The 22560-nt window shown below is 56.0% G+C and carries 17 protein-coding genes and 3 tRNA genes; 13 read left to right on the top strand and 7 right to left on the bottom strand.

Annotation, left to right across the window (positions count from 1 at the left end):
- Position 1: 1 nt before the first annotated feature.
- From lpxK to LPW13_RS07430, 7 genes are all read left to right on the top strand, one after another.
- On the top strand, positions 2-1033 hold the full coding sequence (gene lpxK, locus LPW13_RS07460; protein ID WP_230438810.1) for a tetraacyldisaccharide 4'-kinase: 1032 nt from the start codon (positions 2-4) through the stop codon (positions 1031-1033).
- Positions 1030-1818 carry a 3-deoxy-manno-octulosonate cytidylyltransferase gene (gene kdsB, locus LPW13_RS07455; protein ID WP_230438809.1) on the top strand — a complete coding sequence of 263 codons (789 nt, stop codon included), beginning with the start codon at positions 1030-1032 and terminating at the stop codon, positions 1816-1818. The genes lpxK and kdsB overlap by 4 nt, the downstream gene beginning before the upstream one ends.
- A 99-nt stretch (positions 1819-1917) precedes the next feature.
- A complete protein-coding gene (gene murB / locus LPW13_RS07450; RefSeq protein ID WP_230438808.1) occupies positions 1918-2934 on the top strand; it encodes a UDP-N-acetylmuramate dehydrogenase in 1017 nt (338 codons plus the stop codon).
- 300 nt (positions 2935-3234) lie between these two features.
- Positions 3235-3879, top strand: a complete 645-nt coding sequence (locus tag LPW13_RS07445; RefSeq protein WP_230438807.1) for a response regulator — start codon at positions 3235-3237, stop codon at positions 3877-3879.
- Between the two features lie 84 nt (positions 3880-3963).
- Positions 3964-5778, top strand: a complete 1815-nt coding sequence (gene uvrC / locus LPW13_RS07440; protein ID WP_230438806.1) for an excinuclease ABC subunit UvrC — start codon at positions 3964-3966, stop codon at positions 5776-5778.
- Between the two features lie 110 nt (positions 5779-5888).
- Positions 5889-6458, top strand: coding sequence for a CDP-diacylglycerol--glycerol-3-phosphate 3-phosphatidyltransferase (pgsA, locus tag LPW13_RS07435; protein ID WP_230438805.1), 570 nt, complete (start codon positions 5889-5891; stop codon positions 6456-6458).
- 204 nt (positions 6459-6662) lie between these two features.
- Entirely contained in the window at positions 6663-7268 is a 606-nt protein-coding gene (locus tag LPW13_RS07430; protein WP_230438804.1) for a GmrSD restriction endonuclease domain-containing protein, read from the top strand.
- A gap of 3 nt (positions 7269-7271) precedes the next feature.
- Here the strand turns inward: LPW13_RS07430 and LPW13_RS07425 are convergent, their stop codons facing one another.
- From LPW13_RS07425 to LPW13_RS07400, 6 genes are all read right to left on the bottom strand, one after another.
- Positions 7272-8555: a serine hydrolase domain-containing protein gene (locus LPW13_RS07425; protein ID WP_230438803.1), complete on the bottom strand. Its 1284-nt coding sequence runs from the start codon at positions 8553-8555 to the stop codon at positions 7272-7274.
- Positions 8556-8634: 79 nt separating this feature from the next.
- Positions 8635-8721, bottom strand: a tRNA-Leu gene (locus LPW13_RS07420).
- 76 nt (positions 8722-8797) lie between these two features.
- Positions 8798-8871, bottom strand: a tRNA-Cys gene (locus LPW13_RS07415).
- A 699-nt stretch (positions 8872-9570) separates the two neighbouring features.
- Positions 9571-10833 carry a hypothetical protein gene (locus LPW13_RS07410; protein WP_230438802.1) on the bottom strand — a complete coding sequence of 421 codons (1263 nt, stop codon included), beginning with the start codon at positions 10831-10833 and terminating at the stop codon, positions 9571-9573.
- A 133-nt stretch (positions 10834-10966) separates the two neighbouring features.
- Positions 10967-11043 (bottom strand) — tRNA-Pro (locus LPW13_RS07405).
- Positions 11044-11185: 142 nt separating this feature from the next.
- Entirely contained in the window at positions 11186-12034 is an 849-nt protein-coding gene (locus LPW13_RS07400) for an acyl-CoA thioesterase (RefSeq protein WP_230438801.1), read from the bottom strand.
- 326 nt (positions 12035-12360) lie between these two features.
- Here LPW13_RS07400 and LPW13_RS07395 point away from each other — a divergent pair, with 326 nt between their 5' ends.
- The 4 genes from LPW13_RS07395 (at position 12361) to LPW13_RS07380 (ending at position 18414) form a co-directional block, all read left to right on the top strand.
- A complete protein-coding gene (locus LPW13_RS07395; RefSeq protein WP_230438800.1) occupies positions 12361-13068 on the top strand; it encodes a TetR/AcrR family transcriptional regulator in 708 nt (235 codons plus the stop codon).
- Positions 13061-13633 (top strand): DUF1285 domain-containing protein, encoded by a 573-nt coding sequence (locus LPW13_RS07390; protein ID WP_230438799.1) that lies wholly within the window; start codon positions 13061-13063, stop codon positions 13631-13633. Before LPW13_RS07395 ends, LPW13_RS07390 begins: the two co-directional genes overlap by 8 nt.
- Before the next feature lie 290 nt (positions 13634-13923).
- Positions 13924-15564, top strand: coding sequence for a serine/threonine protein kinase (locus LPW13_RS07385; protein WP_230438798.1), 1641 nt, complete (start codon positions 13924-13926; stop codon positions 15562-15564).
- Positions 15565-15684: 120 nt separating this feature from the next.
- Positions 15685-18414, top strand: coding sequence for a TonB-dependent receptor domain-containing protein (locus LPW13_RS07380; protein ID WP_230438797.1), 2730 nt, complete (start codon positions 15685-15687; stop codon positions 18412-18414).
- Between the two features lie 249 nt (positions 18415-18663).
- Here LPW13_RS07380 and LPW13_RS07375 read toward each other — a convergent pair whose 3' ends face one another.
- The gene (locus LPW13_RS07375; protein ID WP_230439168.1) at positions 18664-20286 is read right to left on the bottom strand and encodes an electron transfer flavoprotein-ubiquinone oxidoreductase; all 1623 of its coding nucleotides are present in this window, start codon (positions 20284-20286) and stop codon (positions 18664-18666) included.
- Positions 20287-20763: 477 nt separating this feature from the next.
- Between LPW13_RS07375 and LPW13_RS07370 the strand changes: the two genes are divergently transcribed.
- Together LPW13_RS07370 and LPW13_RS07365 are read left to right on the top strand one after the other, a co-directional pair.
- The gene (locus LPW13_RS07370; protein WP_230438796.1) at positions 20764-21513 is read left to right on the top strand and encodes an electron transfer flavoprotein subunit beta/FixA family protein; all 750 of its coding nucleotides are present in this window, start codon (positions 20764-20766) and stop codon (positions 21511-21513) included.
- Complete coding sequence (locus LPW13_RS07365; RefSeq protein ID WP_230438795.1) at positions 21513-22442, top strand: electron transfer flavoprotein subunit alpha/FixB family protein; 930 nt, start codon at positions 21513-21515, stop codon at positions 22440-22442. Before LPW13_RS07370 ends, LPW13_RS07365 begins: the two co-directional genes overlap by 1 nt.
- Positions 22443-22560: the final 118 nt, after the last annotated feature.

Here is a 22560-nt window from a genome sequence, read left to right as displayed (position 1 = left end):
AATGGCACTGGAAGACTGGTTAAACAAACGCTGGTATCCCGCCTCTGAGGGCGGGGACAGCGATGCCATGCAGTTGCCACTGCTGGCACCGTTGGAAGTGGCCTTCAAGCAGGCGAGCCGCTGGCGCCGGCTGCGCAAAAAGCCCAAACCTCTGCCGGTGCCGGTGATTGTGGTGGGCAACATTACCGTGGGAGGTGCCGGCAAGACGCCGTTGGTTGCGGAGCTTGGCCGCTGGCTGCGTGAGCGGGGCAAAAAGCCCGGTATTGTCAGTCGCGGCTACGGTGGGCGCGCCTCCACCTATCCTTACCATGTTACCGCGCAGTCCCATCCGCTCGAGTCCGGGGATGAGCCTTTGATGCTTCATCTCATGACCGGGTTGCCGGTCATGGTGTCGCCAAAGCGGGCGGAAGCGGCGCAAGCGCTGATCGATGACCACGGATGCGATGTGATTCTTGCGGATGATGGACTGCAGCATTATGGCTTGTGGCGCAGCCTGGAAATCTGTGTGGTGGACGGCGGCCGTGGATTGGGCAACGAACATCTATTGCCCCGCGGTCCTTTGCGCGAATCTGCAGAGCGCCTGAACACCGTGGACATCGTTGTCTTCAATGGCGAGCCGACTGAAGTGGTGGCTTCCCAGTGCGGAGAGCAGGCGGATTTCGTGATGACCCTGCAACCATCCCGGTGGCACCAGTTCAACCTGGATCAGACTTCGACGTTGAAATTGGAGTCCGGCCCGGAGATGGGGCCGTGCCACGGCGTTGCCGCCATTGGCAATCCCCAGCGGTTTTTCCAGTCACTGCGGGACTTGGGCTACAACGTCATGGAAATGGCATTTCCGGATCACCACCAGTTCAGCCAGACAGAGCTGCAATTGGACGGTATCACCCCCGTCATCATGACCATGAAAGACGCCGTCAAGTGCCGCGATTTCTGGCAAAGCCATTGGTGGGCGCTGGAAGTGCAGGCTACTTTGCCTGACTTTTTCTACCAGCAGATTCATCAGCATCTTGAGAGTTTCGAGCCTGTATGAGCGATTTGCAGCCGGGTGTTCCGGTTTCCTTCGATGTGATCATCCCCGCCCGTTTCGGGTCCAGCCGGTTGCCAGGCAAGCCACTGGCGGATATTGGTGGCAAGACCATGGTGCAGCGGGTTTACGAGCGCGCGAGTGAGAGTGGTGCTGAGCGCGTGGTGGTAGCAACCGATGACACCCGCGTCGCGGAAGCGGTGCAAGCGTTTGGTGGCCGGGTGTGCATGACAGCGCCGGACCATGCCTCCGGTACCGACAGGCTTCAGGAAGTTGCGAAACAGCTGAAGTTGTCTGATGACCGGATTCTGGTCAATGTACAGGGGGATGAGCCACTGATTCCGCCAGCAGTGATCGACCAGGTAGCGCGTAATCTCGCACACAACCGGGCGGCCGGCGTCGCCACACTGGCGGAGCCGATTGAGAGTCTTGAAGATTTTCGCAACCCGAATATCGTCAAGGTGGTGGGCGATAAGTCCGGGCTTGCCCGCTACTTTTCCCGCGCTCCCATTCCGTGGCCGCGCGATGCGTTCGCTGAGGATGCGGGCCACGCGAGCTTGCCCGAAGGGCTAAACCCACGCCGGCATATTGGCATCTATGCTTACAGGGCGGGCCTGTTGCGCCTGTTCGTGTCCTGGCCCATGGCGCCTCTTGAGAGATTCGAGTCATTGGAGCAGTTGCGCTTTCTGTATAACGGTCATGAAATACATGTGGCGGATGCGTGTGCCGAAGTACCTGGCGGCGTAGACACCACTCAGGACCTGGAGCGCATGCGCGCGTACTTTTCCTGAAGCCCCACAGCCAGCACCCGCACCATATCGAGTGCCCCGACCAGCTCTTTGCGCGGGTTTTTTGCCGCCGGGGCTCGCTGAGACAACAAACCGGTGAAGATGATTCAGAAAGACGCAGATCTGCAACCCTTCAATACCTTGACCATTGCAGCCCGCGCGCGCTACTTCGCCGCGGTTACCTCCATTGACGCGTTGCGCGAAGCCCTCACTTTTGCCCGTGACAAAAAGTTGCCCATCCTGCCTCTGGGCGGCGGCAGCAATATCGTTCTGACCGATGACTTTCCCGGTGTCGCTATTCACGTTGGCCTTAAAGGGCTAACGATGTGCGAAGAGGGTGGGGCTACCCGGATTTGTGCGGCGGCGGGAGAGAATTGGCATCAGCTGGTGATGCGCAGTGTGGAAGCGGGGCTCGGTGGTCTCGAAAACCTGGCGTTGATTCCTGGCAATATCGGTGCGGCACCCATACAGAATATCGGCGCCTATGGCGTTGAGCTTAAAGATACCTTTGACAGTCTGCAGGCGATGGATATTGCCACCGGTGACCTGTTGCGCTTCACTGCGGCAGAGTGTGAGTTTGGGTATCGCGATAGCGTGTTCAAGCGCGCAGCCCGGGATCGCTATATCATCTGTGAGGTGACACTGAAGTTGCCCCAAGAGTGGCAGCCGAAAATCGGGTACCCCGCGTTGGCACAATACCTGGCGAGTGCTGAAAGCAGCGCTACACCTCTCACGCCCGAGCAGGTTGCAGAGGCAGTCATTGCGATTCGCAACAGCAAGCTCCCCAACCCGGTGGACATCCCCAATGCCGGAAGCTTCTTCAAAAACCCGATTGTGAGCGATGCCCAATATGTGGCACTCAAAGCACAACATCCAGAACTGGTGGCATTTTCCACGGGTGATGACTGGAAGCTGGCAGCTGGCTGGTTGATCGATCAGGCGGGCTGGAAGGGCCGCTTGCGGGATGGCGTAGGCGTTCATGATCGGCAGGCACTGGTACTGGTTAATCCCGGCCATCGGGAAGGCGGCCAAGTGGTCTCGCTGGCGCGCGAAATTGCTGCAGATATACAGCACAAGTTCGGAGTCACGCTGGAGCCGGAACCGCGCTTTTACCCCTGAGTCCTTAACACCATTGCAGTGGTCCTCTCTTTCCCTGTAGAGCTTTTGACTGTGAGCGGGCTTAGCGCCTACATAAAAAATTACCGGATATCAAATAGTTGAAATAACCCTCGCATGCGAAATGGTACGGGTTACCTTTGCAGAATTCGGTTTGTCTGGTATGTTTTCCAAGGGCTCTGTGGATGGACCCCTGGCTTGTTTTACGCAGCCTGGGCAAAAAAGAAAAATCTGGTTCGCGCAAGGAAAGTCGAGTAGGAAATTCTTGCGTCGGCCTACTGTAGATCCGTGGTTGGGGCTAATTTGATCAAAGTCTTAGTGGTAGACGATCACGACCTGGTGCGTATGGGGATATCCCGTATGCTGGCCGATGTCGGTGATATTGAAGTAGTAGGTGAAGCCAACAGCGGAGAAGAGGCAGTCGCGTTCGTACGCGCCTCTGAAGTTGATGTTATTCTCATGGACGTGAGGATGCCGGGTATGGGTGGTATTGAGGCGACCCGAAAAGTACTCACGCGCTTCCCGGAAGCTCGGGTAGTGGCGGTCAGTGCTCTGGACGATGAGCTGTTTCCCATTCGCCTGATTGAGGCCGGGGCCAAGGGGTATGTCACCAAGGGCGCCGACCTTGAAGAAATGGTGCGTGCCGTTCGCGCGGTCATGGCAGGTGAAACCTATATCAGTAGTTCCATAGCGGGTCGCCTGGTATGGAACAAGGCCAAAGGTAATGCCTCGCCTTTCAGTGACCTTTCCGATCGTGAGCTGCAGACCGCGGTGATGATTGTGAATGGTAGTCGGGTGGCAGAAATTGCCGAAACGCTCTCCGTAAGCCCTAAAACTGTCAATACCTATCGGTATCGTATTTTTGAAAAGCTCGGCCTTCACTCTGATGTGGAGCTGACGTTGCTGGCGGTCAAGCACAATGTGCTGGATCCGGAAGAGGCACTCTAGTCTGAACCGAGCCGGCAACCGGGGTTGAGTGTAGTTGTAGAGAGCAGGGGCCAGCAGGCCCCTTTTTAGTATTAACAGGCTTCCATGTTCGACAGCAAACGCTTTCTCACCACGGTAACCCGCAAGCCGGGCGTCTACCAGATGTTCGATGAGGCGGGCAAAGTGCTGTATGTCGGAAAGGCGAAAAACCTGCGCAACCGTCTCAGCAGTTATTTTCGCGGCAGTGGCCTCACCGCCAAGACCATGGCACTGGTGCAGCGGATTGCGGACATCGAGGTGACCGTAACTCGCAGTGAGACCGAAGCCCTGGTACTCGAGCAGAGCCTGATCAAGTCTCAGCGTCCCACCTATAATGTGATGCTGAAAGATGACAAGGGCTACCCTTACATCTTCCTTTCCAGTAAAGACACATTCCCCCGCATTGCCCTGCACCGCGGTGCCAAACGTAAAAAAGGGGATTACTTCGGGCCTTTCCCCAACGCATCTTCTGTGCGAGACAGTCTCAATTTTCTGCAGAAAACTTTCCGTATCCGGGCCTGTGAAGACAGCGTCTTCGCCAACCGCTCCCGGCCCTGCCTGCAATACCAGATAGAGCGCTGTACCGCGCCTTGTGTGGATTTTATCAGCGCGGACGACTATCAGGCTGACGTTCGCCACGCACAGATGTTTCTGGCTGGCAAGAGCGACAGCATCATCAAGGAGCTGGCGGAACAGATGGACGAGGCCTCCCGTGCCCTGGCTTTTGAGCAGGCGGCGCGCCTGCGGGATCAGATTGTTGCGCTGCGTCGCTTACAGTCTGATCAGATTGCAGAAAGTGGCGGTGCCAATGTGGATGTGCTCGGTGTTGCCACGCAAGGTGGTCTCTGTTGTGTGCATGTCCTGTTTATCCGCCAGGGGCGTATTCTCGGTAGCCGCAGTTATTACCCGAGCGAAAAACTGGGGTTGAGTGACGCGGACTTGTTGTCTGCGTTCATTCCCCAGTTCTATCTGGGGACCCAGCGGGAGTTGCCGCGGGAAATCCTGGTGTCGGAACTGCTGGAGGACGAGGAGGCCATCCAGCAGGCGCTGACTTCCAGCGCGGGGAAGGACATTACCATCGTGCACCGGTTGCGGGGCAATCGCGCCAGTTGGGTGGAGATGGCGCAGCAGGCGGCGGCGCAGAACCTGCAGAGCCGCACCGCTTCTCAACAAAAGCTGCAGGACCGGTTTGAGAATCTGCGGGAAGTGTTACACCTTGAGGCGCTTCCGGAGCGCCTGGAGTGTTTTGATATCAGCCACTCCAGTGGCGAGGCGACCGTGGCGTCTTGCGTGGTTTTTGATACCGGCGGGCCGGTGAAGTCCGACTATCGGCGGTTCAATATCGAGGGGGTTCAGGCGGGTGACGACTACGCGGCGATGGGGCAGGCCCTGAAACGTCGCTATACTCGCCTCTCCAGCGGGGAAGGGCGCTTTCCGAATATCCTGCTGATCGATGGCGGTAAAGGCCAGGTCAGCCAGGCGGTGGATACACTCAATGAGCTGGGAGTTACCGGGGTGCAGATTATCGGTGTCGCCAAAGGCACCACCCGTAAGGCGGGATTCGAGATCCTGCATGTGGTGGCGGATAATCGCGAGCTGGTATTGGAGTCGGACTCGCCCGCACTACACCTGATTCAGCAGGTCCGCGATGAGGCGCACCGTTTTGCCATTACAGGCCACCGCCAGCGGCGGGATAAAAAGCGCCGGGAGTCTCCGCTCGAGGGTATTCCTGGTGTCGGTCCGTCGCGCCGGCGGGCGTTGCTTCACCACTTTGGGGGGTTACAGGAGATACGCCGTGCCTCGGTGAATGATCTTGCCAGTGTTGAGGGGATCAGCCGTAAACTGGCTCAGGACATATACTCAACCCTGCATCAGGAGTAGGGTCCAGCTACTTTAGGGCCCTGAAGCGAACTGACGTTTATTTTCTCATGCCGGCTTGGTAAGTTACGCACTGCCAAATAAGTATGATCAGCGACTGTATAAGGATCTGCATGACTCTCGCCAACCAATTGACCCTTTTGCGCGTGGCGCTGATCCCGGTATTCGTGCTGGTTTTTTACCTTCCTTACCAATGGAGCTACATCGCCTCTGCGGTGATTTTTTCTGCTGCTGCCGCTACCGACTGGCTCGATGGCTATGTGGCGCGCAAGCTCAATCAATCTACCCCCTTTGGCGCATTCCTTGATCCTGTTGCAGACAAGCTGATGGTCGCCACCGCATTGGTGCTACTGGTGGATCTCCACAATGACGCTTTTTTCACGATCGCAGCAGCCATCATCATCGGCCGCGAGATCGCAGTCTCCGCGTTGCGGGAATGGATGGCCGGATTGGGTTTGCGTAATAGCGTGGCGGTCAACTACATCGGCAAGATCAAGACCACCGCCCAGATGGCGGCCATCATCGTGTTGCTGGCATTCGATGTACGCGAATTCCCGGTGATGGAGACCATTGGGTACATCCTGCTTTATGTCGCCGCCGCACTGACCCTCTGGACCATGGTCGTTTACCTCAAGGCCGCATGGCCGGCGTTGATGGACGACTCCCACAACGGCCCTTCCTGAGTCGCAAAGCGCTCTATACGCCGAGTTTCGCGCACCGCAATTGAATCGACACCGTTGCGAACCTGTGTCTGATGGCGACAGGCGACTTCGGCGTTGAGGATTTGGTTCCATTTTTCCAATTAGAGGATTTTCGCGCCACTCCCTCTGAGGTACGATCGTACCTGTTGCACTTTTGTGCTCCGCTGAATGAATAAGGGGGGAAGGATGTCTATTCTGCATTTTCAGCGCTTGAGTTTGTTTCGACCGAGAACTGGCAGGCTGATCGCAGCTGTCGTAGCGGCCCTGTTGAGCGCCATGTCGTTTGCTGACGCTGCAGATGATGTTGCGGATTATGATCGGCACGAATGGTTACCGCGCTGGTCCGACGAAGATCGCGATTGCCAGAACACTCGTCACGAGCTGTTGATTCGCTTTTCACTGGCGCCGGTCACTTTTACCAATGCACGCGAGTGCACCGTTGCCGACGGGTTGTGGATGGACCCATATACCGGCGCTTTCTATGAAAAGGCATCGGACCTGGATGTGGAGCATATCGTTCCACTCAAATGGGCCCACGATCACGGTGGCGCTGGCTGGACTCAGAAGCAAAAGCGTCGCTTCGCCGAAGACCCGGAAAACCTGTGGCTGGTGGATGACGGGCGCAATCAGAGCAAGGGGCAGCGCGGGCCAGACCAGTGGATGCCGCCCTACAGTCCCGTGCAGCGTTTTTATCTGAAGCGTTTTATGGCAGTGGCGAAAAAATACGAGTTGCGGTTCTCTGCCCAGGAAGGGCAGTTGCTTTTGGCCATGCTGGAGCGACATCGGGGTTAGTTTTCACAAAAAGCGGCGGAAGCGTTCTTCAATGGGATACTCCGCCGCGCACCATCCGAGGCGCACTATGGCAGTATTAAGGCTGGGAGCCATCATGATCTTCTGCTCATGATTGCCGAGCATGAAGCAGGCATCTTGTGGTAGATCTGTATATCGCTGCGATTGTCGATCACCGCTGTTCAGCCAGATCTGATAGCCATAGCGGTCGTCGTTGTCGCTGGCGTTTGGGCGCAATGCCCGCGCCACCCAGTCTTCACTGACAATTTGCTGACCGCTGTGTCGGCCCCGGTTGAGCAGCAGTGCCGCCAGCTGTGCCCAGTCGCGTCCCGTGGCGTAGGTGTAAGAACTCCCAACCAGAACGCCGCTTGCATCCATCTCAAATAATGTGTTCGACATTCCCAATGGCCACAGCAGTTCCCGGTAGAGAAAGTCCATACATGCCTGTGTGCCTCCCAGGCGCAGTTGCATCCAGCGGGTCAGCAGGTTGGTGGAGCCGGAAGCGTAGTCAAAGAAGGCGCCGGGCGGATGGATCAAAGGGCTATCGAGCGCCCGCTGCCAGCAGTTGGGATCGGTAAACAGCATTCTCGTGACATCACTGCCGGGAAGATAGCGCTCATCAAACCGGAGTCCGGAGCGCATCTGTAGCAGGTGCTCGAGCGTTATCTCACGGCGTTGGTCATGTTGCCACTCGGGAAACAGTTGGTCGCTTTGCGGATCGGCCAGGCCGAGTTGTTCCATGCGTCCGAACAGGATGGCCGTCAGCGACTTGGTCATCGACCACCCCAGCAGTCTGGTATCGTTGCTGATGCCCGGGCCATAGCTTTCGCTGATCAGCTTTCCGTCGCGGACAACTAAAAGTGCGCGAGTGTCGAATCCATTTTCGATATCTTCCTTCAGAATTTCGTCTGATAATTTCTGGGTTTTGCCATCGATAGCGGTTTCAGTCACGCGCGAATTGCGCGAATTAATGTCACCGGGTTGGAGCAAGCTGGGCAGGTTCAGCCTGGGCTCGCAGCCGCTTGGGAGGAGCGTGCTGCCTGCCTTCGGTACAAATTGTGCGGTGCGTTTGCCTGCTCCGCACAGTTCAGCCTGAACGGAATCGCTCGAATATTTAAAAGAGAGCAAGTGGAAGGCTCTGGAATAGGCCTGAAGGTCGCAGCGTATGTGCTGGGGATCAAACCCGGAGATGAAGTGCGCAGAACAGGCCAGCTTGGCGCCCATTCCTGTCAGCAATTGCAGGGAGTGCTTCAGGTTGAAGAGTGAAGTCTTCAGCCGAATTCTTTCCATCTCGGTTTCCAGGTGGTGATGACGCGACGTCTATCTGTCTGGAATAGGGTAGTTCAGTGCGGGGGAGATGTGTATTGGGTGGTGCCCGGAGCCGGACTTGAACCGGCACGGCCGTGAGGCCGGGAGATTTTAAGTCTCCTGTGTCTACCAATTCCACCATCCGGGCAGAGGGGTAACACGTGGCGAGGAGAAGATTGCCAGTGTTGCAACCAGTCAGATCGATGGGAGACTGGTAGGGAAAATGGAGGCTAGGGTCGGAATCGAACCGGCGTACACGGAGTTGCAGTCCGCTGCATGACCACTCTGCCACCTAGCCATTTTAAACTCTGTAGAGGTTTTGTTCGCCGGTTCGAGTCTCACCGGCCCTCTTTATATCGCCGCTGGCGCGTGGAGCTGCAGTCCGCTGCATGACCACTCTGCCACCTAGCCATTTTAAACTCTGTAGAGGTTTTGTTCGCCGGTTCGAGTCTCACCGGCCCTCTTTATATCGCCGCTGGCGCATGGAGTTGCAGTTTTCTGCAAGGCCACTTTGCCACCTAGCCATTTGCTCTTTCTGGAGCTGCCACCCTTAGGTGGTGAAAACGCCGCGGATTCTACCGGAATGACTGTAAAAATCCTAGTGTTTTCTGATACTTACGTGCCCGTGGGCGTGTAAGAGGGCGCTATTCTATGGTTTGGCCGGGAATAGTCAAGCACAAGTCGCGGGAATCTTTCGCGTTTGCGCGCGAGGCTAAAAACTGAGCGAGGGTTGATTAAGTATTGATCTCTAATAACCAAAAGGTATCGCCCGCTCCCGGCTATAGCTAATCGTTCTAAAATTTTTACTCCGGCAGCTGGCAAATCCACTGTGGTGGCTAATACTGAGAGTAGCTGGCTAGCACACTCCCCCCATGTCGTGTTTAGTAGTGCCGGCCGGACGCCTTCTCTCTCGAGTGCGTCCAGTGTGTTAAGGATGAAATCCTCCAAGTTTCACTCCTAATGGTCTTGGCCCTGACGCTCTCCCCCCCCCCCGTCGTCAGGGCTTTTTTTTGCCTGCAAGAAAGTCTCGGTTGAGTATATCCAGCTCGGTGCCTGCAGCCTCGTTTGATAGCTTGCGCAACTTCTTCAGTGTTACTTCGCCGCGCTTTTTTGCCAGTGCTTTCACTACATCATCCAGGCTCGCCTCACCCTTACTTGCTTCTTGAATGGCCTCATCGAGTTGTTGAAGCACGATGACAGCTCTTGCCGTAGTGGGTCCAGAGGAGCGTTTTACCAGCAGGTTGGGGGATTCCTGTCCCCACTTTGCCAGTTTCTTCAGCGCCTGTTGGTAGCGGTGCTCGCTGATGCCTCTGGTGCGGAGCAGGATTTGTAGCGAGTAGTATTCGGCGAGGCCTTCTACAATCCAGTCACTTTCCTCATCGCCGTGGATGCCAGTCGCAACGTGTACCAGTTCGTGCAGCATGCTGCTTGTCCGGTTGCCGGAGATCAGGGGGCGATCTGCGTGCATATAAAGAGAGCGTGTTCCAGATAACCCGCCGCGCCACATGGGGTCACGGGCCATCACTACAAGTAGCTGGTCGGGAAAGTCGGTGAAAACTTTTTTAAGTTCCGGGAGCGTCCAACTCAGGAAAGCGAGGGTATCCTGGCGACGGATGTCTTTGCCAAGCGGTGCGGCGATTACGGTATCGGTGCCATCGATAATATCCTGGCGACTGCCGATTTTACCGGCAATCATCCAGCCCTTTGGGCGCACCAGGCGGCGCCCCGGATCTTTCAGTTTGAACTGACCAAGCGCGTTTTTGCTGTAGGGGGCCCGTGCACTCCAGTCTTTACCTTTGGGGCCATCAACTTCGAGCGTTGCGCGTGAGTACAAAGTCTTTGGGGCACGAGTGGCAATCGGTGGAATCATTTTGTCGGTGCGCAGGATCGCCCATTTGGGCGTAATGCGGGAATCGTAACTGCCGGAGGCTTTTTTCTCATCAATCACAAACTGGTACTGGATCGCCGCTGTCTTACCCTCAGGTTTCCAGATCGCTTCATCTTCCTCGATGGTGAGATTCTCATTGCCATCAAAGTTTATGTGGCGCTCCGGGTCGATGTGCAATGTCAGCGTGCTGGGAAGAGTGTCGCCCTTGAGCAGGATCTCAACATCGGCAAGGCCGCTTTCCGGATCTAACCGGGCTTTGTAACGCACATCATAAAATTGCTTTTCTGACGCGTTGGCAGAAACAGCGGTGAGCAGCCAGAAGGATACGGCCACGAAAAAGCAGAACTTGGGGAAACGGGAAAGGTAATGCATGAACTCCAGCTATCCGATTTCATCTAATTGAATTGGCAGTAATGAGACCGCGAGAAAGCGTAACAGTGCCGTGGAGCCAGATGCTAGTTGGGATGGAGTTTAAAGAATGTGATGGGGGCGGGAAAATAGAAAATGGTCGGTGAGAGAGGATTCGAACCTCCGACCCCTTCCTCCCGAAGGAAGTGCGCTACCAGGCTGCGCTACTCACCGACTTGTTGAGCGTTGATCTTGTGGAAAGATCTGCTCGGGCTTCGTTGTGAAGCGGGCGGCATTATAACAAGGGTTTTGCTTCTGTAAACCACTGATTTCATTAAATTTAGCACCGGGGCCGTTGAAGGCCCCGGAAGCCGCGTCAGCCTTTGATCTGGCGGATCAGGCCTTCCTGAGTTGTGGAGGCAACCAGGACGCCCTCGCGGGTGAAAATCTGGCCGCGGCAGTAGCCGCGCGCGCCGCTGGCAGAGGGGCTGTCGGTCACATACAGCAGCCATTCATCTGCGCGGAAGCTGCGGTGGAACCACATGGCGTGGTCCAGGCTTGCCGGCATCATGTGCGGGTCGAACAGGCTCATGGGGTGCGGTTGCAGACTGGTGCCTAGCAGCGCCATATCGGACGCGTAGGACAGCGCGCAGCGGTGTTCGATCGGGTCGTCGGAAAGTGGGCTCTCTACCCGGAACCAGAACATGCAGTTGGGCTCTCTGACAGCGGCGTCGAAGTAGCTCATTGGGTCTACCGGGCGGAAGTCCACCATGTAGCGGCGCTGGTTGTGTGCAGGGCCGTTCATGCCGGCTTCCTCGGCCAGTTGTTGGGTGTTCTTGAGCTCTTCCGGGGGGATCAGGCCCATAGTAGGCATGTCTGCCTGGTGGTCAAATCCGGGTTCTTCGATCTGGAACGAGGCCGACATGTTGAAGATGGCCTTGCCATTCTGGCGCGCGACTACGCGGCGAGTGGTAAAGCTGCCCCCGTCGCGAATGGGGTCTACATCGTAGATAACCGGCATTTCACTGGAGCCGGGGCGCAGGAAGTAGGCGTGCAGAGAGTGGGGCAAGCGGTCTTTTACTGTCCGGGATGCGGCCATCAGCGCCTGGCCCAGAACCTGGCCACCAAAGAGGATCTTGCGGTAGTTCTCCACATGTTCCCGGCTGCGAAAAAGGTTGCTATCCAGTAGTTCGACGTCCAGTAGCTTGCTCAAAGAATCCTGCATGAGTGAGGGACACCTGTATTGTGCTTAAGAGGTTGGCGGTGTTGGCTGTCACCGCATTTTGGCGCCCATTTCCACAATGGGGCATTCGGGTAACGTGAAATGATAACAATTATTCGGCTACTGGCTATTGCCGAATCTTTCACCTGTACTGTCATAGGCGAACGGATGGTGTTTCGGGAGGGTAATGGCGAGGAAAAGGCGCAAAGTTAGGCGCATTCGGCGCTCGATGCCTTGAATCGCTTTTCCATTATGGGGGAATTGCCTATCATTCATGAATGAATAGTCAATTTCAGTCTCCAAATTTACGGACAGTTAAGGTCGGAAGTATGGATAAGGCAAAAGAGAAGGTTCAGCGATTTCGCGCCCGGGAACAGCGCATTCTGGACGCGGCACTGGAGCTCCTGCTAGAGCACGGTGAAGAAAAGGTCACGGTGGAGCAAATTGCCGAGCGGGTGGATATCGGCAAAGGCACTATCTACAAGCATTTCATTTCAAAAACAGAGATTTACATGCGTTTGCTCATGGACTATGAGAAGTCCCTGACCGAGCGCCTGAAGAGCGCGGTCGCTACCGCGGAGCAGGGCGATATCACCGCGCCTGCGCGTGCCTACTTCGAGTCCCGTATGGCTGACCCTGCCCGGGATCGCCTGTTCCAGCGCCTGGAGGAGAAAATCATCGCGCTGAACCTGGCGCCAGAGATGATCGCCGAGCTGCATGCGCTGCGTAACTCCAATGCTTCAGCACTCAACCGGGTGTTTGAGCGTCGTATGGAGCAGGGCGTACTGAAGAAGGTGCCCGCGTACTACTACTACTCCACTTACTGGGCGCTGGTGCAGGGCGCTGTGGAGCTGTATCACTCCAAATCCTTTGCCGATGTGATTGAAGATCGCGAGGGGTTGATGGAGTTCATCATGGATGTGGGCGTTCATATTGGTGATATCTCCGGTCGCCGGGGCGGTAGCGAGCCCCAGCAACCACAGGCGGCGCAGGTGCCGTCTGGAAGCACTCCGGGGTCGGGTAGTAGCTTTGGCTGAGCCGCTTTTCCAACAGTTGCAGAAACTCCAGGAGGAGTTCCGCGGCCATCCGCCGGTAGACAAGTGGAATCCGGACTTTTGTGGCGACATGGATATGGTGATCCAGTCTGACGGCCGCTGGATTCACGAAGGCAGCGAGATCAAGCGCCAGCCGCTGGTGAACCTGTTTGCCAGTATCCTCAAGCGGGAAGGGCGCCACTACTATCTGGTGACACCGGTAGAGAAATGGCGCGTTCGGGTGGAGGATGTGCCTTTTCTGATTACCCAGGCCGCGAGGGAAGAGGGTGATGCCAATGGCTGTGGGCAGGTGCTTCTGACCACCAATACCGGTGATGTGATCCCCCTGGATAAAGCGCATCCGCTGGAGCTCAAGCCGTTCGGCGATCCTCCGCTCCCGATTCCCTACGTTGCCGTGCGCCGTGGTCTTCTTGGGCGGATGTCGCGTGACGTCTACTACCAGCTGATAGATTGGGCCGAGGCCCGAGAGCCTCAGGCGCCGCCGGCCCGGTTGTGCCAGCTGTGGCTCAAAAGTTCCGGGGAGGAATTCCTGCTCGGCGAGTATTAGGCGTTAAGATCTTTTTCTGTTCTTTTGGCCCCTTTTCTCCGGCCAACTTCCCTGTCTTTATTTTGTACAAGGCGCCGTTTCCCGAACGGCGCCGAAGCCTTCCTGAAACATTAAAGACACAAAAGATTCACATTAGAATTTTTTTGCTGCCCTTCGGCGGATTTTTTTAAATTGCCGTCTTTTCGTAACATTTTCGCAATACTGCATTCCTAGACTCCCCCTCGTCCAAATTGCTTGGCTTTATAAAAACAGTCACGGATTAACTCACTTCATCCTTGTTAGGGGGATTCATGAAACTTGCATCCAACAAGCTGCTGCTCGCAGCTGCTATCACTGCTTTGCTGGCTGGTTGTGACAGCGGCGGCATCAATATCGAACCGGAGACCAATGACAACTCCGTAGATAACTCCGTGACCAACCCGGGCAGCGGTGGTGACGAGAATAACCCGTGCGCAGTTATCGAGAGCTCTGGTATTCAGGGTTCCTACAATGGCACCCACTGCTCTTACAGCACTGAATTCGTATCTTCAGCCAACCCGCTGGTTGAAGATCTGTACCTGCCGGCTTTGCCGAACGAGGGTGCACACATTTTCGAAGGCAGCCTGTTTGTTGGTGAAAACTTCGATTCCGACGCTGATCTGGCCGCAGCTGGCATTACCGAGGGTGGTGATGGCGTAGCTCTGGAAATCCAGGCGGGCGCAACGGTTGCGTTCGAAGACAACACCGCATTTATGGTGATTAACCGCGGCTCCCAGCTGTTTGCCCGCGGTACTGAATCCGCTCCCATCACTTTCACTTCCGAATCTGACGTTCTGGGTGCCGTAGGCGCTGAAGATGTGTCTCAGTGGGGCGGTATGGTGATCAATGGGTTTGGCGTAACCAACAAATGTGCCTACGAAGGTAACCTGGACGCAGGAACTCTGGCGCTGAAAGGTGAATGCCATATCCTGGCTGAAGGTGCTGCCGGCGACGACCAGTCCAACTACGGCGGTGCGAATAACGAGGACAGCTCCGGTGAAATGACTTACGTTCGCGTAAAACACACTGGTGCTCAGGTTGCCAATGGTGACGAGCTGAACGGTATCGCTTTCGATGCGGTTGGTAGTGGCACTATCGTTAAAAACCTGCAGGCTTATTCCACTTATGACGACGGTATCGAGTTCTTCGGTGGTGCAGTCAACGTAGAAAACTATGTTGGCCTGTACGTGCGTGACGACTCCATCGATATTGACGAAGGCTATCGCGGTACGATCACCAACGCGTTGGTAATTCAGAGTGAAACCGACGGTAACCACTGCATCGAATCCGACGGTATCGGTTCTTACAATGCAGGTGAGGCGCGTAATGCAGAGATTATTTCCAAGGGCATCAACAGCCGTCCGGTCATTGACGGTCTGACCTGTATCGTTTCTCCGCAAGCAGCGGGTACTCACGATCCGGGTGCCGGCTGGCGTATGCGCGAAGGTATCTTCCCGACCATCACCAACTCCATGATCGTTGCGTCCTTCATTGCTGACGAGACTACCGACCCGGAAAGTATTGACAACTACTGCCTGCGGGTGGAAAGCGATGAAACTGTCGCTGCGCTGGAAGCTGGCGATGCGATCCTCGACGCCAACATCTTCTCTTGTGAAGAGAAGTTCAAAGGTGACATGGCGGATCTGGATACCTGGGCTGAAGCCAACAATAACCAGTTCGCGGACAATGCTGTGAATCCGACCAGCACTGTTGCTACTCAACTGCAACTGCTGAGTGGCGCACCGGCCATCTACACGATCGATGGCCTGATCGTTGACGATGAAGCTACTACCGTATCTCCGGTAGAGCGCGCTTACCTGGGTGCGCTGTCTGTAAGTGGTGTCGATTGGACACAGGGTTGGACCTACGGTCTGCACCAGGGCAGCCGTGCCAAGCCACTGTGGTTCGAGTAAGTCTGAGTTGAGATCGGGGCATATCTGGTCCTGATTCACAGGGCGCCGCCTTCAAATCGGGAGACGGCGCCCTCTTTGCTTCTACCACAGTACATGACAGGAAATAATGAGGCCTGGAAAATGAAGAACGTAAAATTTCAGAGAGCGCCGCTGGTATTGGCTATCGCCACGGCCTCAAGCCTTGTGCCGCAAGCCTGGGCGCAAGATGACAATATCTCAGTAGATCAGGTCGCCGCACCGCAGATTGAAGAAGTAATGGTGCAAGGGCGTTTGATGGATTCTGCGGAAACACTGGTATACGAGCGCCTCGAGGAAGAGGTTGTGACCGATATCCTCGGCTCTGAAATGATTGGCCGGGTAGGGGACTCCAATGTGGCAGCGGCCTTGCGCCGTGTCTCCGGTCTGTCTCTGGTCAATGACAAGTTTGTATACGTGCGTGGTCTGGGTGAGCGTTATTCCAGTACCACCCTGAATGGCGCTACCGTGCCTTCGCCGGACCTGACCCGTAACGTTGTGCCGCTGGATGTTTTCCCTACTTCCGTAGTGGAATCACTTGCGGTACAGAAAAGCTACTCCGCTGATAAAGCAGCCACCTTCGGGGGGGGTAACGTCGATATCCGCACCAAGTCTATCCCGGACGATCTGACATACTTTGTTGAGCTCGGTACCGGCATGAACTCCGAAAGCAGCGGTGATGTGCTCAGCTACAACGGTGGTGGTGATGACAGTCTCGGCACTGACGATGGCACGCGCGCTATGCCCGTCGGGATTACTGCTGCACTGCGGCGTTTCCAGGGGGATATCAGCGTAACCAATATTCGCGACACCCTGATCAAAGAGGGGCAGCAGTTCGAGAGCGTTGCACAAGCAGATGCGGCAGCAAAAGCACTGAATCGCGAGTTGGCGCTGAATCTGAATCGCGACATCAGCATCGAAAACGATTCTGTTGATCCTCAGTATGATGCGAAGGGTGCCGTGGGTAATCGATTCTATCTGGGCGAGAACTGGGAAGTAGGCTTCCTTGCAGGTGGTTCCTATAAGAGCCGCTGGAATGAAACCGTACGGTACGCTCGTAACTACGGCAATCCGGAACAGCAGTTCGATACCAAAAATGAATCTACATATTCCGTAGATATGAGCGGCAACCTGAATCTGGGTATCCGCTTCGCCGATGAGCACAGCCTCAGTACTACCAGTCTGTTCCTGCGTAACACGGACGATGAAACTTCCCTGCGCGATTACTTTGATGAAAACCGTCAGATGTCTGACGGCCGTGGTAATCGCGAGTACACGCTGAAGTTTGAAGAGCGTGAAATGCGTGTCCATCAGATCAATGGTCAACACGCCATTGGTCCGGAAACCAAGGCGATGATTCCCGGTGGTGTCCTCAACTGGGTGCCTGAAGACCTGACCATCGACTGGTTCTACTCCGACTCTGTCGCCACTACCGATATTCCCAACGAAGTGAATGTCTACGCGGATACTATTACCGATCCGGATACTGGGCATGTGGAAAGCTCCACCGTCAGCGTCGGTACCAAAAGTGCGGACTACCGCTTCACCGAACTGGAAGATAACGTGATCAACCAGGGCTGGTCTGCAACTCTGCCGCTGGAGTTCCGCAGCTCTACCCTCGAGTTGAGTGGTGGTTTCGCGCGTACCGAGAAGGGGCGCTATTACAAGCAGACCCAGTTGCGTCTGGACGCGTTTGATGTTGCCGACTCTTCTTCAATGGGCGGAGCGCTCGGTGATGTGTTTGGTGATGAGAACATCACCAATCCGGACAATGACTTCGTGTTTGACCGCGTAGGTAGCACTACTAACAAGCAGAGCTACATTGCGGCAACACTGACCGATGCGGTTTTCGGTAAGGTCGACTGGACCCTGAATGAAACCTGGCGCGCCTCCGCTGGGGCGCGCTGGGAGGATTACAACCAGTTGGCCCTTGACTGGAATCCCTACGGTTACACCATCGACAATCCTCAGATCCCGATGGACGAGGAAGAGCTGCAGGACGCCACTTACGTCGACGACGCGGTTTACCCGTCTCTGTCTCTGACTTACATGGGCGCTTTCTGGGCGGAAACTTTCCAGCTGCGCTTCGGCGCCAGTAAAACCGCCGTGCGCCCGGACCTGCGTGAAATCACGGATGCGATCTATATCGATCCGATCACTGATGAGCAGATCAAAGGTAACCCGAATGCACGTCCGTCCGAGATCACCAATCTCGACATTCGTGCTGAGTGGTTCTTTGATGATGGCGACAGCCTGACCGTTTCCACTTACTACAAAGATATCGTGGATCCGATCGAGTTCTTCGAGGCGGGTTCCAGTGATACCAACGTTGCTCGTGAGATCATCAATGCAGAATCTGGTGAAATCACAGGTGTAGAAATCGAAGGTCTGAAAAATCTCGGTTTCATGGGCGGCTTCATGGAAAGCTTCTTCCTGCAGGGGAACGTGACCCTGCAGGAGACCGAGCTGGTTGCCGGTACAGAAGCGGATGCGCCGACCAATCCGGTGCGCGAAATGACCGGAGCTTCCGAGTATGTTGTCAACGGCATGCTGGGCTTCGATTCGCCGGACGGTATGCACTCTGCAACACTGGGCTACAACGTATTTGGCGATCGTCTGTACCTGGCTGGTCGTAACGGAGCGCCGGATGCTTTCGAAAAGCCATTCCACTCCGTGGATCTGACGTACTCCTGGTACCCGACCCAGGAAATTACGGTCAAAGCCAAGATGCAGAACCTGCTGGATGAGTCTATCGATATCGAGCGCGCAGGCGTGATCGTGTTCGAGGAGAAGCCTGGACAGTCGTTCTCTCTGAGTGCGCAATACCAGTTCTAACGAGTGACTGAGTAGCAGCAAGCAGGATACCAGCAGGGAGTCTTGACAACCCGGAGGTCGGAAACGGCTCCCGGGTTTTTTATTGCCGGGTGAAAATACAGTCGGGTAGAGCGGATAAGCGGCTAGCGCATCCGCCGTCACGAGATGGTAGGTGCGCTCAGCGCTTACCCATCCTACGGGTCGGGCTTTGTTGGGCAGTTGAAATAAAAAAGGGCACCAGTGGTGCCCTTGAAACTGACGGATGTCCGATTACATGTTCGGGTAGTTAGGACCGCCGCCGCCTTCCGGTGCAATCCAGACGATGTTCTGGGTGGGATCCTTGATGTCGCAGGTCTTACAGTGCACGCAGTTTTGTGCATTGATCTGGAAGCGCTTGCTGCCTGCCTCTTCAATCACTTCGTAAACGCCGGCAGGGCAGTAGCGCTGCGCGGGTTCATCGTAGATCGGCAGGTTGTGATTCAGTGGTACGTCATCATCCTTCAGGGTCAGATGGCAAGGCTGGTCTTCCTCGTGGTTGGTGTTGGAAATGAACACCGAGGACAGCTTGTCAAAGCTCAGTACGCCATCCGGCTTCGGATAGTCGATCTTTGCGCAGTCCGCGGCCGGACGCAGCTGGGCGTGGTCCGCTTTGCCATCGTTTAAAGTCCAGGGCAGTTTGCCCTTGAACAGGTTGATGTCGATGAATGCGTAGGCGGAGCCGAGAATGTTGCCCCACTTGTGCTGGGCCGGGCCGAAGTTCCGCTGCATGTGCAACTCCTTCCAGGCCCAGCTGTTCTTGTAGCGCTCGCTGTAATCCGTCAGTTCGTCGTTGGCCCGCTCGCCGGCCAGAGCTTCGGCTACGGATTCTGCCGCCAGCATGCCGGATTTCATCGCCGTGTGGTTACCCTTGATCTTGGCGAAGTTCAGGGTGCCGGCGTCGTCCCCGATCAGCAGACCGCCCGGGAAGGTCATCTTGGGTTGGGACTGCAGGCCGCCCTTGGTAATGGCGCGGGCGCCGTAGGCAACCCGTTGACCACCTTCCAGGTACTGTTTGATCACCGGGTGGTGCTTGTAGCGCTGGAATTCGTCAAATGGGCTGACGTGCGGGTTGCTGTAGGAGAGGTCGGTGATCAGGCCTACTACCACCTGATCGTCTTCCAGGTGATAAAGGAAGCCACCGCCGTGGGTGCCGGATTCCTTCAGTGGCCAGCCGGCGGTATGCACCACCAGGCCCTGCTTGTGTCTGGCGCCATCGATCTTCCAGATTTCCTTGATGCCGATGCCGTAGTGCTGTGGGTCACGACCGGCATCCAGGGTGTACTTGGCGATCAGCTGTTTGCCCAGATGGCCTCGGCAACCTTCGGCAAACAGGGTGTATTTGCCGTGCAGCTCCATGCCCTGCATATAGGCATCTTTGTGCTCGCCGTTGGCCCCTACGCCCATATCACCGGTGGCAATGCCTTTGACCGAGCCGTCTTCGTTGTACAGGACTTCGGCAGCGGCGAAGCCGGGGAAGATCTCAACTCCCAGGTTTTCCGCCTGTTCCGCCAACCAGCGGCACAGGTTGCCCAGGCTGATGATGTAGTTGCCCTCGTTGTGCATGGTGGATGGCACCAGCATATTGGGGATTCTGGTGGCTTTTTCCGCGCTGCCCAGCACATAGATGTCGTCGCCTTCTACGGCTGTTTCGAGCGGGGCGCCGCGATCTTTCCAGTCCGGGAAGAGTTCATTCAGGGCGGTGGGCTCGAAAACAGCACCGGAGAGGATATGTGCACCCACTTCGGAGCCTTTTTCCACCACGCAGACGGAGATGTCTTCGTTGATCTGACGCAGTCGGCATGCGGCAGCAAGCCCGGCAGGGCCGGCACCTACGATGACTACGTCGTATTCCATTGACTCGCGTTCCACAGGTCTCTCCTCAGCAAATTGCACTTGGCGCGGTAGCATGCCGCGCGTCTTTAATATTATTCAGCCGCCGAATTATGGCAGGAGACTTATATGTCGACGCATTATATCTATCCTGCATCACCCCGACCAATTGCAGGACAATCCAATTCCGTTGGCCAAAGTCGGCGCGACCACAAGGTTTCCGGATTTCAGGATAGAGCGGATTTATGTCCCGAAATTGATCTGCTGAATGACTGCTAGGATTAGTATTCTGCTATTGATTTTGAAATTTGAAAGGGCCAACATACGGCCGCTCAAACAACTGTTTGAACCGATGGCCGGGCATGAAGTATTGCCTACTTGCCGTGTGGCAGGCCCGCCTATCACCTGCGCCGAGAGGCCGCCCGAGATGCCAATGCTGCGATGGCTCACCTGTGAGCCGTCTGTCGCAGCTTTTAAGTAGACTACTGAGACGGGATTTTCATGAAAGTTCTTGTAGCTGTGAAACGCGTTGTGGATTACAACGTGAAGGTTCGCCCGAAGGCGGACGGTTCAGACGTGGACACTGCCAACGTCAAAATGTCCATCAACCCTTTCTGTGAAATTGCCGTGGAAGAAGCGGTACGCCTGAAGGAGAAGGGGGTCGTCAGCGAGATCGTTGCTGTTTCACTGGGATCCAAACAGTGCCAGGAACAGATCCGTACCGCACTGGCGCTGGGCGCCGACCGCGGTATTCTGGTCGAGACGGATGACGAGCTGCAGCCGCTGGCCGTGGCCAAGTGCCTGAAGGCTGTCGTAGATAAAGAAGAGCCGCAGCTGGTGATTCTTGGCAAGCAGTCCATCGATGGCGACAACAACCAGACCGGTCAGATGCTGGCCGCACTGTCTGGCATGGGGCAGGGCACCTTCGCTTCAGAAGTGAACGTAGAAGAAGGTGCAGTAAAAGTAACCCGTGAAATTGACGGCGGCTTGCAGACTGTAGAGCTGAAACTGCCGGCGGTGGTGACCACCGACCTGCGCCTGAATGAGCCGCGCTACGCTTCTTTGCCGAACATCATGAAAGCGAAGAAGAAGCCGCTCGACACCACCACCCCCGATGAGCTGGGAGTAGACATCGCCCCGCGCACCAAAACCCTGAAAGTAGAGCCGCCGGCCGAGCGTCAGGCAGGTATCAAGGTTGCCGATGTAGCGGAACTGGTGGAAAAACTGAAAAGCGAGGCGAAAGTAATCTGATGAGCATCCTGGTAATTGCTGAACACGATAACGCCGAACTGAAAGGCGCTACCCTGAACACCGTCGCTGCAGCCAAGGCGATTGGCGGCGACATTGACGTGCTGGTTGCGGGCAGTGGCTGCGGCGCAGTGGGCGAAGCGGCTGCAAAAGTTGACGGCGTCACTAAGGTGCTGGTTGCGGATAACGCGGCTTATGAGCACCAGTTGGCCGAGAATGTCTCCAAGCTGGTTGCTGATCTGGGTAAAAATTACAGCCACGTGCTGGCCCCGGCCACTACCACTGGCAAGAATATGTTGCCGCGCGCGGCCGCATTGCTGGACGTGCAGCCTATCTCCGACATCGTTGGAGTAGAGGGAGCGGATACCTTCAAGCGCCCGATTTACGCTGGTAACGTCATCGCTACCGTCCAGAGCTCCGACGCCATCAAAGTGATCTCTGTGCGTACTACTGCATTTGACGCGGTGGCCGCAGAAGGCGGCAGCGCTGCGGTTGAGTCCGTGGACGCTGTGGAAGATGCGGGTGTATCCAAGTTTGTCGGTGAAGAGCTTGCAGAATCTGACCGCCCGGAACTTACTGCCGCCAAGGTGGTCATTTCTGGTGGTCGCGGCATGCAGAACGGTGACAACTTCGAGTTGTTGTACAAGGTGGCGGACAAGCTGGGCGCAGCAGTGGGTGCTTCTCGCGCCGCGGTTGACGCAGGCTTTGTTCCGAACGACATGCAGGTAGGTCAGACCGGCAAGATCGTGGCACCAGACCTGTATATCGCGGTGGGTATCTCCGGTGCCATCCAGCACCTGGCGGGTATGAAGGACTCCAAAGTAATTGTCGCCATCAACAAGGACGAAGAAGCACCGATCTTCTCCGTTGCGGACTATGGACTGGTAGCGGATCTGTTCGACGCAGTTCCGGAGCTCGAAACAAAGTTGTAACACTTTGTCCATAGACTATGTTGTGAAAGGGCGGCCTTGGCCGCCCTTTTTATTGCTCGCCGTTTTGGAAACATTTGCGTTTTGGTTAAAAATTGGTCAATGTGTTGCGCAAGATTGC

The organism is Microbulbifer celer (assembly GCF_020991125.1).
In the GTDB taxonomy this organism is placed as follows: domain Bacteria; phylum Pseudomonadota; class Gammaproteobacteria; order Pseudomonadales; family Cellvibrionaceae; genus Microbulbifer; species Microbulbifer celer.
This window is presented reverse-complemented; position numbering and strand designations above follow the sequence as displayed.